The 14016-nt window shown below is 50.0% G+C and carries 10 protein-coding genes and 1 tRNA gene; 8 read left to right on the top strand and 3 right to left on the bottom strand.

Going from position 1 to position 14016, the window contains the following annotated elements; translation table 11 throughout:
* Window positions 1-5: 5 nt before the first annotated feature.
* The gene (locus tag IEV98_RS13995) at window positions 6-644 is read right to left on the bottom strand and encodes a hypothetical protein (RefSeq protein ID WP_188506610.1); all 639 of its coding nucleotides are present in this window, start codon (window positions 642-644) and stop codon (window positions 6-8) included.
* Window positions 645-779: 135 nt separating this feature from the next.
* Here IEV98_RS13995 and IEV98_RS13990 point away from each other — a divergent pair, with 135 nt between their 5' ends.
* The 8 genes from IEV98_RS13990 to IEV98_RS13955 all read left to right on the top strand — a co-directional run bounded on the left by IEV98_RS13990 (window position 780) and on the right by IEV98_RS13955 (window position 10597).
* Window positions 780-2849 (top strand): TonB-dependent receptor, encoded by a 2070-nt coding sequence (locus IEV98_RS13990; protein WP_188506609.1) that lies wholly within the window; start codon window positions 780-782, stop codon window positions 2847-2849.
* A 93-nt stretch (window positions 2850-2942) separates the two neighbouring features.
* Window positions 2943-4022 (top strand): class II fructose-bisphosphate aldolase, encoded by a 1080-nt coding sequence (gene fbaA, locus IEV98_RS13985; protein WP_188506608.1) that lies wholly within the window; start codon window positions 2943-2945, stop codon window positions 4020-4022.
* Window positions 4023-4168: 146 nt separating this feature from the next.
* Entirely contained in the window at window positions 4169-4801 is a 633-nt protein-coding gene (locus IEV98_RS13980; protein ID WP_188506607.1) for a hypothetical protein, read from the top strand.
* 54 nt (window positions 4802-4855) lie between these two features.
* Window positions 4856-6292 (top strand): alanine/glycine:cation symporter family protein, encoded by a 1437-nt coding sequence (locus tag IEV98_RS13975; RefSeq protein WP_188506606.1) that lies wholly within the window; start codon window positions 4856-4858, stop codon window positions 6290-6292.
* A 53-nt stretch (window positions 6293-6345) separates the two neighbouring features.
* Window positions 6346-7896, top strand: a complete 1551-nt coding sequence (guaA, locus tag IEV98_RS13970; protein WP_188506773.1) for a glutamine-hydrolyzing GMP synthase — start codon at window positions 6346-6348, stop codon at window positions 7894-7896.
* Window positions 7853-9112 (top strand): ABC transporter substrate-binding protein, encoded by a 1260-nt coding sequence (locus IEV98_RS13965; protein WP_188506605.1) that lies wholly within the window; start codon window positions 7853-7855, stop codon window positions 9110-9112. The genes guaA and IEV98_RS13965 overlap by 44 nt, the downstream gene beginning before the upstream one ends.
* A gap of 12 nt (window positions 9113-9124) precedes the next feature.
* Entirely contained in the window at window positions 9125-10300 is a 1176-nt protein-coding gene (locus tag IEV98_RS13960; protein ID WP_188506604.1) for an RsmB/NOP family class I SAM-dependent RNA methyltransferase, read from the top strand.
* Between the two features lie 3 nt (window positions 10301-10303).
* Complete coding sequence (locus IEV98_RS13955) at window positions 10304-10597, top strand: DUF202 domain-containing protein (RefSeq protein WP_188506603.1); 294 nt, start codon at window positions 10304-10306, stop codon at window positions 10595-10597.
* Window positions 10598-10633: 36 nt separating this feature from the next.
* Here the strand turns inward: IEV98_RS13955 and IEV98_RS13950 are convergent.
* Window positions 10634-10717, bottom strand: a tRNA-Leu gene (locus IEV98_RS13950).
* Window positions 10718-10821: 104 nt separating this feature from the next.
* On the bottom strand, window positions 10822-14007 hold the full coding sequence (locus IEV98_RS13945; protein ID WP_188506602.1) for an efflux RND transporter permease subunit: 3186 nt from the start codon (window positions 14005-14007) through the stop codon (window positions 10822-10824).
* Window positions 14008-14016 lie beyond the last annotated feature (9 nt).

The raw sequence follows: 14016 nt of genomic DNA, 5'->3' as shown, positions 1-14016 counted from the left end.
CCAACCTACCTACCTTTCACCGTGCTTTTCCCATCTTTACCCGGTGAGCCGGAATATACGGTCCCTTGAGCTAAATTACCTAACGGTCTGCCCGGCGAACCCATATTGATCAGGCTGTAGATATTGCGGAGGTCATTCTGCGGGTTTACGCGATATCCACCGGCGCGGGTGTCTATCTGTAAGTAATGCGGCGATTTTTTGTCGTTGGTCTGCGGTACAACACCGGCGGTGTCATAGGTGAAAGCTACGTTGCCGCCATCTCCGTTTGGAAAAGTACGCGATCCGTTATTGTTTGCATCTTGGCCGCCGGCCAATACATATAGCATCCCTAGCTTCTCAAACCGCATATCAATTTGAAAGTCAGTGCCGTTGTTCTTGCCATCTGTGCCAAAAATGTAGGCACGCTTGCCGATTTCGGCATGAGCAACGCGCAGATCTACATCCTTTTTGCCGAAAAACACCAATTGACTCTTGTCTTTCATGATCAACGTGTCAATATATACCGTCAATGAAGAATCCCTCCCGGTAAAAACTTCCTTCTTATTTTTATTGATTTCCAGTTTAGGTATACGTATCGTATTGGTTTCCTGTGCAAATGCAGCACCGGATACAACAAGCAGGATAACTGCAACGAACATTTTCATGGTTTCATTCTCCTTTCTGAACTAGCTTTTGTTAGACTTTTTTTTGCCTGTAAAGTTTAATTCGTGTTACAATTAGGCTGGACAAGTACAGCCTATATACATAATCGTTAATTTCGTCCCCAAGCTTAACGATTCATGGTACGTATTATTTTTTGTGTTTTAGCAGTCCTTCCGCTACAATCCATTGCCGGTTCACTCCGGGATACCGTCAACTATTTAGAAGAAGCAACGGTAAAGGCCTATTTTGCCGAACAGCCTTTGTTGCGACTCCCTGCCTCTGCAGGAGTCATCGGTCGTACTACGTTGGCACACCAAAGTGGCGCTACCCTATTGCCAGCGATCAATACGGTGCCGGGTGTCCGGATGGAAGAGCGTTCGCCGGGGAGTTATCGGCTGTCTCTCCGTGGCAGTTTGCTGCGGTCGCCATTCGGTGTCCGGAATGTGAAGGTATATCTTGATGAGATACCACTTACGGACGCAGGTGGCAATACCTATTTCAATTTGTTGGATGCAGGCAGTGTAGACGGCATTGAAATATTAAAAGGACCGGATGGGAGTCTTTTCGGTGCCAATTCGGGCGGTGTGGTACTCCTTCGGCCGCATGGAATGGGCAATGAGGATAATAATACCGCCGCCTTGCAATTGAATGGCGGGTCGTACGGGTTATTCCATCAGCAATTGGCTGCGGTATTGCATCCTGCTGAAGATTACCAATTCAGTGTCAACCAAGCGTATCAACGGGCCGACGGCTATCGGCAAAATTCGGCGATGAAACGAATGGCCTTCCAAACCACGCAACGGTGGCGGTATAAGGCAAATAGTGAGCTGCGTCTACTGGCGCTGTATTCCGATTTGCAATACCGTACGCCAGGCGGACTCACGGCAACTCAATTCGCTGATGACCCGCGGTTGGCACGCCCGGCCACGGCTACGATCCCCGGCGCAGTCGACCAACAGGCGGGTATCATCAACAAGACATTGGTAGGCGGCGTGATACACGATACCCGGTTAAACTCCAAACTTCGGCATGTGGCCAGTGTTTTTGGTTCGCATACCGATTTCCGTAACCCATTTATCACCAACTACGAGATCAGGGATGAGTACAATATGGGATTCCGTACCTATTTCGATTATGTCGGTGGGAGCCCCGGTGTCGTGTCATGGCGGGCGAACGCGGGTATGGAATTGCAATACGGCCAAAACGACATTTCCAATTACGATAATAATGGAGGAACCCGTGGTGATAAACAGGCAATAGACGGGCTACGGAGCCTACAGCATTTTTATTTTGGGCGATTCAGTGCTGATCTCTTCAGTCGACTGTTTTTGGAAGCGTCGATGAGCCTCAACTATTACGGCTACGCATTCAAATCCAACTACCCGGGCAATGAGTCCGACTATACAACTAAACATTTTGATGCCGAGTGGATGCCACGGGTGGCGTTGTCCTACCTGATCGATACACAATGGGCTTGGCGGGCCTCGGTGTCTCGAGGGTACTCGCCACCTACCATCGCCGAGGTGCGACCATCAGACCAAATTGTCAATACAGCCTTGGCTGCCGAGACGGGTTGGAACTATGAGACCGGCTTTCGGTGGCAAACCCAAGACCGGCGGTTCTCGGTAGATGGATCGGTATTTTTTTACTACATGAAGGATGCCATTATTCGTCAATTACGCGAGGATGGGAGCGAGTTTTTCGGTAATGCAGGCTCCGTAAAACAACGTGGGGTGGAACTTTCATTCGGTGCCTGGATCGTGGAACCCCGCCAAACCGGCTGGCTGCGTGGCCTTCAAGTGGGATCGAACTTTACCTGGAGCAAATTCCGTTTTGGGGATTATCGTATAGGTACGAGCGATTTCACCGGTAATAAGCTGACCGGCGTACCGGCAACCACGACCGTGAATAACGTGCTGCTTCGATTCCCGCTGAATATCGCTGCATATGTCATGCATAATTACACGGCCTCCATTCCATTGGATGATGCGAATACCGTTTTTGCCGATGCTTATCAATTATTGCAATCGAAAGTAAGTTGGGACAAGCCGATGGGAAATAATCTTCGTGTCCAGGTGTTCGTGGGTGGAGACAACCTGCTGAATCAACAATATAGCCTCGGCAACGATATCAATGCATTTGGCGGTCGTTTCTTCAACGCTGCACCACCGAGGAATTTTTATGGTGGTATAGCGGTGCGGTATTGAGATCGGTCGATCCGAATGGGTTCCTGATTCGCAGATTTTCAAAAATTTTCACTACTTTCGAAGCCGTTAAACAACGATAACAAAGAGAATACCATGAGTTTGAAAAATTTTAAAGGGGTCGTTACCGGAGACGCTGTTCAGGAATTGTTTGAGGCGGCTAAGGCTCATAAATTTGCGTTGCCGGCAGTCAACGTAATCGGTACGAATTCCATCAATGCCGTTATGGAAACTGCAAAGGCAGTCAATTCACCGGTGATTGTCCAACTGTCTAACGGTGGCGCGCAGTTTTATGCGGGCAAGTCGATGAACAACGACGGGTTGAAAGCCTGCATTCTCGGTGCGGTATCTGCCGCCCGGCATGTACATTTATTAGCCGAGCACTATGGTGTAGCGGTGATTCTCCATACCGACCATGCTGCGAAGAAGCTGCTGCCATGGATTGATGGGATGCTCGACCATGGCGAGCAATTTTTCAAGCAGCATGGAAAGCCGCTGTTTTCCTCACATATGCTCGATTTATCCGAAGAGCCCCTTGAAGAAAATATCGAAGTTTCAAAGAAATATTTGGAGCGAATGAAACCACTTGGCATGACGGTCGAAATCGAACTTGGCGTGACCGGCGGCGAGGAAGACGGTGTGGACAATTCGGACGTAGATAGCTCCAAATTGTATACCCAACCGGAGGAAGTGGCCTATGCCTACGAAGAACTGAAAAGTATCAGTGACAAGTTTACCGTGGCAGCTGCGTTCGGTAATGTGCATGGGGTATACAAGCCAGGTAATGTGAAGCTGCAACCGGTCATCCTCCACAATTCACAGGAGTACATCCGCCAGAAATTTGGCCTATCGGCCGAGAAGCCGGTAAATTTTGTGTTCCACGGAGGCTCGGGGTCGGCTCCGGAAGAGATTGCTGAGGCGATCTCATATGGTGCCATCAAAATGAATATCGATACGGATATGCAATGGGCATTTTGGGACGGCATACGCGGCTATTACCAAGCTAAGGAAGGTTATTTACAAGGGCAAATCGGTAACTCCGAAGGGCCGGATTCTCCGAATAAGAAGTATTATGACCCGCGCGTGTGGCTGCGCAAGGGCGAAGAGACTTTCGTTACGCGGCTTACACAGGCGTTTGAAGAGCTGAATGCTGTGGATGTGAACGGCAAGCTCTAACACGTTAACTATAGCGAACTGACCAACCCTTGTTTCTTAATGAAACAAGGGTTTTTTGTTGATGAACGCTTCAAAAAATACTCAAAAGTGAGTATTGCATGGGAATTGTTAAGGTATGATATTCGTGCTGTCAATTAACGTTAGCTATGAAAAAGTCGATATTAAGCGCCGTCAAAGCCTCGTGTGTTTTGGGGCTTTTTTTTATGATGTCATGTGCCAAAACAGGCTCTGGACCCGATGATCCGGACGGTCCTGACCGGGATAGCGGTGGCGCCATACCCAACAGCCTGCATATTGCGTTTGAAACCCCGGATTGGAAGCGGCAGATCGATTGCTCGCATCTGGACCTTAACCCTACAGACGCACCTGATCCCCAGGTTGTGTTCGTATTTGCTTCTTCGGAATCAACCCGCAATACGTTCATGCTGTCATACCCGAAATACGCGGGCGATTTGGAAAAGGCCGGAAATATCCGACGATATCCTGTTGCTAAATATAGCGCGGTTGCGGGCCCATTCCAGTACGCCATGAAACTACCTTTGGATGACGATAAATTAGATGTTTCGTATGGGCGATTGGAGAGCGACGCCGGTGATTCCGAAACAGAATTTACCGAAATTACCGAAATCAAGCGGGTAGGTACGGACGGTAATTATGGTGTATTCCAGCTAAAGGGCCGGTACGGGTTCCATTCAACCTTGGTTAGATCGTCAGGTAACGAACCGGGAAAGTACGTGAAAGGCACGTTTCACCTGAAGGTAAGGGCTCAGTTGGACTAGCTGTTTCGATAAAGTCAAATATTTTCTATCTTGCGGCCCTAGACAAAACCAACTATGGAGCAGGCTATCAATGCAATCAATAATATCATCTGGAGCAATGCACTCGTTGTGCTGTGTATCGGCGTAGGTGTCTATTTTTCATTTGCAACTGGATTTTTACAGGTCAGGTATTTCAGGGATATGGTGAAGCTCCTATTTGGAGGAAGCTCTTCCACCAAGGGCGTATCGTCGTTCCAAGCATTTGCTATTGCGCTGTCCGGCAGGATCGGAACGGGCAATATCGCCGGCGTAGCCACGGCTATCGCCATGGGTGGGCCGGGTGCAGTATTTTGGATGTGGCTCATTGCTTTTTTAGGTGCCGCATCAGCGTACGTAGAGGCAACATTGGGGCAAATCTACAAAGAAGTGAAAGACGGGCAGTACCGGGGCGGTCCGGCATTCTATATCGAAAAAGGATTGGGTGTAAAGTGGTATGCAGTGGCTTTCGCTGTTGCCACTATTTTGAGCACTGCACTTTTTCTACCCGGTGTACAAAGTAATAGTATCGCGCTCAGTGTGCAGAACGCCTTCGCCGTTCCGGTCGAATACACCGGTATCGGTTTGGTTCTGTTGGTTGGTTTGATCATTGTCGGCGGCGTTAAGCGCATAGCTAAAGTAGCCGAGGTGGTAGTGCCATTCATGGCGGGCGCCTACATTCTGATGGCATTGATTATCCTTATTTTGAATTTCAGGGGGATACCGTCGGTTTTTGGGCTTATTTTTCGGTCCGCTTTTAATTTGGAGCCTGCTTTCGGCGGAATTCTCGGTATGGCCGTATCTTGGGGCGTCAAACGCGGGATATATTCCAATGAAGCAGGACAGGGTACAGCACCGCACGCAGCTGCGGCGGCTGAAGTAAGCCATCCCGCTAAGCAAGGGTTGGTGCAGGCTTTTTCAGTATATGTAGATACCTTGTTCGTGTGTACGGCAACCGCGCTTGTGATCCTTTTTACCGGAAAATACAATGTGCAAAATCCCTCGGGTGGCTATCTTGTTGAGCATATACCAGGAGCCGAAATCGGGTCGGAATATACGCAGCATGCCATTGCGCACCACTTCCCGACCATAGGTGCAGGCTTCGTCGCATTGGCACTGTTGTTTTTTGCCTTTACCACCATCATGGCCTATTACTACATGGCTGAGACCAACCTTAGCTATCTGGACCAGCGAGGTAAACAGAAATGGGCGGTTTGGGGATTGCGCATTCTCATCCTTTTTGCGACCTATTACGGTACAATCAAAACCGCCGGCGTAGCTTGGACCATGGGTGATATCGGTGTGGGAGTGATGGCGTGGCTCAACCTGATTGCTATATTTCTGCTACGGAAACCGGCATTAAAAGCATTGAAGGATTACCGAAGGCAGCGAGATGCAGGTAAAGACCCGGTGTTTGATGCAGACGAGTGGGATATCAAGCACGCCGAGGAGTGGACGAAGCGGAAAAGCAGGTAGCCGATTTTCGTTTTTCCTGTCCCGATTTCGTATCTTATATGTACCTTTGGCCCATGCCAGAAAAAATCGTTATCCTTGATTTCGGCTCTCAATATACCCAATTAATTGCGCGGCGGGTGCGGGAGTTGAATGTTTATTGCGAAATCCATCCATATAACCATCTTCCGGAGTTTGATGCGACCGTAAAGGGCGTAATCTTTTCTGGAAGTCCATATTCCGTACGCCAGGAGAATGCACCGCAAATTGATTTCCGTTCGCTGCAAGCGAGATTTCCACTATTGGGCGTGTGTTATGGGGCGCAATATATTGCCCAGCATTCGGCAGGGGAGGTGGTAGCCTCGACGATCCGTGAATATGGCCGGGCCAATTTGCACTTTGTCGACCATGGTAATCCATTGTTGGCTGATATTCCAGTCGACTCCCAAGTGTGGATGTCTCATGGCGATACCATCTCGGCAATTCCATCGGAATTTGAGATTATCGCCAGTACCGACAAAGTGAAGGTAGCGGCTTATCACATCAAGGATACCCGCACCTATGGTATCCAGTTCCATCCCGAAGTGACCCACAGCACGGATGGTATGACGTTGTTAAAAAATTTCGTTATCGATATTTGTGGCTGTGCGTCTTCGTGGACGGCCGACGCTTTCGTCGATACGACCGTAGCCTCGCTAAAAGAAAAGCTGGGTAACAGTCACGTTATCATGGCCTTATCCGGGGGCGTTGATTCTACAGTGGCAGCGGTGTTGTTGCATCAAGCCATTGGTAAAAACCTGCATTGCATTTTTGTAGATCATGGGCTATTGCGTAAAAACGAATACGAACAAGTGCTGGAATCGTACCAGCATATGGGGCTAAACATCAAAGGTGTAAATGCTAAAGAACGGTTTTATCGCAAATTGGCAGGGGTGAGCGAACCTGAGCAGAAGCGTAAAATCATCGGCGCTGCATTTATCGACGAGTTTGACGAGGCAGCCCATGCGGTTCAGGCGGAGTTGCCGGAAGGTGTGGAGGTAAAATGGCTTGGACAAGGTACAATCTATCCCGATGTCATCGAATCGGTATCCGTAAATGGACCGTCGGCTACCATTAAGTCGCATCACAATGTAGGCGGATTGCCGGACTTCATGAAATTGAAGGTCGTGGAACCGCTCAATACCCTGTTCAAGGACGAAGTGCGACGGGTGGGTAAAGCATTGGGCGTTGCTCCAAGTATCCTTGGAAGGCACCCGTTTCCGGGTCCGGGGCTTGCCATCCGTATATTGGGTGAAATCACGCCCGAAAAGGTACGGATCTTGCAGGAAGCTGACGATATTTATATGCGTAACCTACGCGAATCGGGATGGTATGATAAAGTATGGCAGGCGGGTACGATTTTCCTGCCCGTCCAGTCGGTAGGCGTGATGGGAGACGAGCGTACTTATGAACATGTGGTGGCACTACGTGCCGTTGGCTCGCTTGATGGGATGACCGCAGATTGGGTGCATCTTCCTTACGAATTGCTGGCAAAGATATCAAATGAGATAATCAATCACGTAAAAGGGATAAACAGGGTTGTATATGATATTAGTTCAAAACCTCCGGCTACCATCGAATGGGAGTAAATACCTAACGGTTTTAGCCATATTGCTGTTTTTAGCAGGGTGTACACCCAAGGTGCGGGTATTGCGCGGATCAGGAAACAAGGTGCCGCCAAAGGTAGCCGTCCCTGCGGAAAAGGAAAAGGCGGAAGAAGAGGTTGTCGAAAAAGAAAAAGTAGCTGTAAAAAACATCGCCCTCTTGCTGCCGTTTGAGCTAGACAAGGCTAATCCGCACGCACCGAGCACGGCGGATATCAAACGATCGGCGCTGGCCTTGGATTTCTATCAAGGGTTCAAGCTGGGCTTGGATGCCCTTGCTGCAGCAGGAACCAATTTCAAGCTGGATGTGTTGGATACACGGGATGATGTGGGCGAAAGCGCCCGCATAGCGAAGGCGGAAGCGGTGCAGAATGCGGCACTGGTGGTTGGACCGGTGTACCCCAAGGAAATACAGGTGTTTGGCTTTAATGCCTCGCTGGATAATGCCCTGCAGATCTCACCACTGGCGGCAAGCATGCCGTCCGAATTCAATTTGCCTAATTTGGTGACCATCACGGCACCGCTCGCTGTCCATGTGCGGGCGTTGGCGGCACACATCGTAAAACAATATCAAAGCGGCGATGTCGTTTTGCTGTACGAGACACGTGATGCAACGAGTGAACAGCTTCTAGCGCCACTGCGGGCAGAAATTCAACGGTTGAAAAGAGATATCAAGATGGTGGCTGTGCAAGACGCCGAAACCCTCGAAAGCAGTGTGCACCTTTCGGGTAAAAATTTCGTGGTATTGGCTACGACCAATAAGTACCAGATTTCACCGATCCTGGCTCAATTGCGCGCACTGCAGGAAGAACATGCTTACCAGATCCAGTTATTCGGGCACCCAAGCTGGTCGAAATTGGGCTTTGCTGAAGATGATGGCTTAGCCGCACTTAAAGCCCGCATTACCACGTCATACCATATTGATAAGCAAGCGCAGCCGGTACGCAGGTTCGACCAGCAATACCGGAGTGAATTCGGGGTGACGCCTACGGAGTTTGCTTACAAAGGCTATGACGCGGCTTATTACTTCGGTGGCTTATTGGCCAAATACGGCGCAGACTATAAGGAACATATTACCGATAGCGAATATGAGGGGTTGCATAATCACTTTAAATTTGAATACAATCCCGCTTGGGGTTACGTGAACAATGCCATTTCCATTCTGCAATATGGCAGCGGCGATTTCCGGCCGCTAAACTAATCCGGTTTTCACATGTCTACGGAGAAAAGAGTAGGTCAGCAAATCCAACTGATTGAGCGTTTACTCGTTGAATACAACCGGGAGCCCGGGATGCCCCTGGCTCGTTTCCTGACTGGATTTTACAAACGGAACCGGCAGATGGGCGCCAAAGACAGGCGGGCAATCTCCCGATTGGTATATCATTACTTTCGGATAGGTAAAGCCGCAAAACTGGAAGGAACGGCAATGCGACTCGCTATCGCCGAGTTTCTATGCAGCGACGAAAGCCCGGTGGCACAGCTCATGCTTCCCGCCTTGTACCCGCATATCCGCGAGGGGATTGCGGAGAAGATAGCGGTGTTGGAAGCAAATACGACCTTTCGCGCGGAAGAACTATTCCCGTTCCACCGGCATTTGTCGGCTGGTATCGATCACGGGGCATTTACGGCGGCCTTGCTTGCGCAACCCGATCTGTTCATCCGTTTGCGGCCGGGTCATGTAGCTGCAGTGATCACTGCGTTGACCGATGCAGGGATCAGTTACCGGCTTCTTGATGCGTATACCATTGCCCTGCCCAATCGTACCGCGTTGGATCAGATCAGTAGCATCGCCGGCAAATATGAGATACAAGATTATTCGTCGCAACAAACCGGCGGATATTTCGACGCATCCCCTGGTGAAAGCTGGTGGGATGCCTGTGCGGGCGCAGGGGGGAAATCACTCTTATTGCTGGACACAGCACCCGAAGTGAACCTGTTGGTATCCGATATCCGGCGCAGTATCCTGCGCAACTTGGATGAACGGTTTGAAGCGGCCGGTGTTAGAAAATATCGGCAGAAAGTACTAGACCTAACCAAAGATACGACGGTCATTCTTGGCAGCGAACAGTTTGACGGCATCATCCTGGATGCGCCCTGCACCGGGTCGGGCACCTGGGGGCGGACACCTGAAATGATTGCCACGTTCGACGAGGATTCGATCCAGCACTTTGCTGCCATTCAGCGGCAAATCGCTACGCAGGCAACGATACATCTGAAACGCGGTCAACCCTTGATTTATATTACGTGTTCTGTTTTTTCCGAAGAAAATGAACAGGTGGTGGCATCCCTTCAAGATTTGGGTGTAGTTGAATTAGAACAGATGGAGCTTTTGCAGGGCTATCGGCATCGTGCCGATAGTATGTTTGTAGCTCGGTTGATTAAATGTTGAGCAATGAATAAAGATCTGATTTTACGCGAACGTTTGGCGATCCAGCGGACCATCATGGCCAATCAATCTACGTTTTTGGCATTTCTACGTACTGCGATGTATTTTGCTGTTGCTGGTATATCGATAGACCAACTCCTGAAATTGCCGGGCGGACACGTGATCGAACACCTATTTCTTGCTATTTCCGCGGTGGTATTGGTGGTCGGCATAGTTAACTATGTGGTGCAAAATAAGAAAATCAAGGCAAGCGAAAAGCATATCGGTGATTACCAATTCGATTACGAAAAGGAGGTATAAAAAAGTGCGACTCTCATAGAGAATCGCACTTTCGTGTGCCCGGAGAGAGACTCGAACTCTCAAGGGACTGCTCCCAACGGCTTCTGAGACCGCAACGTTTACCAATTTCGCCATCCGGGCGGGGCACTCCCAAAACCCGAGATCGGGTTTGGGAGTGCAAATATATTAATAATGACCAATTGTCAACTATTAATTTTCAATTTTCAATACCGGTCAATCCGCAACTATTCCTCCTCGTCATCCGTGTGAAGCATATCCTCATGCTCTTCGGGCCTGTAGGTACCCTGGAGTGCGGCCAGTTTCTTTTTCCCATAGGCCAATTTCGTTATCAGTACGAATAAGACCGGTACGATGAATATCGCCAGCAGGGTCGCAATGAGCATACCGCCGAAGACCGTCCAGCCGATGGTCTGCCGAGCGATAGCTCCGGCACCGGCCGAATACATCAGGGGTACAATTCCCAATATGAACGCAAAGGAAGTCATAATAATGGGGCGCAATCGCAGTTTTACGGCTTCCAATGTGGCCTTTAATAGCCCCATACCGATATCTACCCGCTCTTTCGCAAATTCAACGATCAAAATGGCATTTTTCGCTGCCAAGCCGATGATGGCCACCAGTCCGATCTGCGCGTAAATGTTATTGTCCAAGCGTGGAAGGAAGGTGAGTACGAGTATGGCTCCGAATATCCCAAGCGGTACAGACATCAGAATGGAGAACGGTACAGACCAACTCTCGTATAGCGCGGCCAGCAGCAAGAAAACAAATATGATACATAGGCCAAAAATCATGATGGTCATGTTGCCCGCTTCCTTTTCCTGCAAGCTTAACCCCGAAAATTCGTAAGAAAAACCGGCGCCCAGCGTCTCCGCTGCCACCTCTTCGAGCGCCTTCAGGGCATCGCCGCTACTGTATCCGGGTGCTGCTCCACCCATGATTTCGATGGATCGGAAAATGTTGAAGTGGTTGATGATCGACGGGCTTTCGATGATGTCATACGAAACCAAGGCGCTCAACGGCACAGGATTTCCCTGTTGGTTTTTGGTGTAAAGCTTCTTGATATCGGCGATGTCCATACGGAATGCGGTATCGGCCTGGGTGACTACGCGGAAGCTTCTGCCATAACGCGTGAAATCATTGACATAGCTGCTTCCAAGGAACGATGAAATGGTACTGTATACATTCGATATCGGTACCCCCATTCGCTTTGCCTGTTCCCGGTCGACTTTAACTTCGTAGTTGGGGGTATTCGAGTTGAAAAGCGTATAGGCCATGCCGATTTCAGGGCGTTGGTTAGCTGCCATCAGGAACTTACCCACCTGCGCTTCAAAGTCTTTCACGTCACCGCTGCGTTGGTCGATGAGTTGGATGGAGAAACCACCGCTCATACCCAATCCAGGGATTGCCGGCGGGGAAACGGGTAGGAGTGAGGCTTGTTGGAAGCCTGCATATTTTTGTTGCAGGCCGGCGATGATCTCCGGAGCAGCACGGGTGCGCTCGTCCCAAGGATGCAATTGAACAAAGAAGGTACCTCCGTTCGGTTTGAACGATCGGTTAAGCAGGTTGATGCCTGCGATACGCATCACGTTTTTGACTTCAGGATTCTCCCGGCGAATGGAATCAGACAACGCGTCCAAGAGGGTAGCTGTCCGTTCTGATGATGCACCCTCGGGCAGGGTAACCCCCATCATAAATACACCTGCGTCCTCGGTAGGAATAAAACCGGTCGGCTTGGTGTTGAATAGGCCGATGGTACCCACATAGATGCAGACCAATAGGATGATGACCAGTGGCGCGCGCTTGATAGCCACCCTGACGACACTGGAGTACCGCCTGGTGACCCGCTCAAACCAGACGTTGAACTTGTAAAACAATCGGTTGACTCCTGTCGATTTCTCGTTGAATTGTGATGGTTTAAGCAAGAGCGAACACAGCGCGGGGGTAAGCGTTAGGGCGACAAATGCCGAGAGCAAAACGGAAACGGCGATCGTGATGGCAAATTGCTGGTAAAGCTGTCCCACCATGCCCGGAATGAAACCCACGGGCACAAATACCGCCGCGAGGATGAGTGCAATGGCGATTACTGGAGCCGTGATTTCCTTCATCGCCCGGCGTGTGGCTTCCGGTGCCGACAGCTTATCGTGGTCGATGTAATGCTGTACCGCTTCCACCACCACGATGGCGTCATCCACCACGATACCGATGGCCAGCACGAATGCCAGCATGGTGAGGTTGTTGATGGAAAAGCCGAATAGGTTGAAGAAAATAAAGGTGCCGATAATGGAAACCGGTATGGCCAGCACGGGAATCAGTGTAGCCCGCCAGCTTTGCAGAAAGACAAACACGACAAGCGTTACCAATATCAGGGCCTCGACCAACGTATGGAGCACATTGCTGATCGATTCTTGGACTACGGTGACCGTTTCATAGTTGACCACGTAATCCATGTCGTTTGGAAAATTCGCTTTTAGCTGCTCCAATGCAGCATAGATACCGTCTGCGGTTTCGACCGCATTCCCGCCCGGCATCTGATTGATCATCATACCCGATGCGACTAAGCCATTGACTTTGTTGGTGATGGCATATCCAAATTCACCAAGTTCCACGCGAGCCACGTCCTTGAGGTAAACCAGTGATCCATCGGCATTTGTTTTGACGATGATATGCTCAAACTGTTCCTCTTGGTCGAGGTCGCCATCAAGGATAACGGGGTATTCAAACACCTGGGTTTCGACCTGTGGCCGTGCACCGACGCTACCGCCGGGCATCCGGATATTCTGTTCTTGGATCGCGGCGTTGACATCCGCAGGGGTGAGTCCGAGGTTAGAGAGCTTGGTCGCATCCAGCCATACCCGCATGGCGAAAGGTTGGCCAAACGCCATGACGTCTCCTACTCCTTTTACGCGCATTAATGCATCGCGTACATAGAGGTTGGCATAGTTGGCCAGAAATTTCTGGTCGCGCGTACCATTGGGCGATATCAACGATACCATCATCAATACATCCGTATTGGCCTTGCGGGTTACCACACCAAGTCGCCGTACCGTTTCGGGAAGTGCGGGTTCGGCGATGCCTACCCGGTTCTGTACATCCAGTGTTGCGATATCGATATCAGTGCCCACTTCAAACGTGACCGTAATCGAAGCACGGCCATCCGATGTGCTATTCGACTGCATGTACTGCATCCCTGGCGTACCGTTTATCTGACTTTCAATCAGCGTGGTTACCGTTTGTTCTACAGTTTGCGCATCAGCACCGGTATAGGTTGCCTGCACCTGCACCGTGGGCGGCGAGATGTTCGGGTACTGACTGATAGGCAAGGTCGTGATCGAAATGACCCCAATCAACGTAATCAGGATGGAGATAACGATGGAGGTAACGGGTCTTCTTATGAATACTTCTGAAATCATGTTTGTTCT

It is taken from the genome of Parapedobacter pyrenivorans (genome assembly GCF_014636865.1).
Taxonomy (GTDB): domain Bacteria; phylum Bacteroidota; class Bacteroidia; order Sphingobacteriales; family Sphingobacteriaceae; genus Parapedobacter; species Parapedobacter pyrenivorans.
The sequence above is the reverse complement of the archived record's forward strand: the minus strand, read 5'-3'. Positions and strand labels throughout refer to the sequence as shown.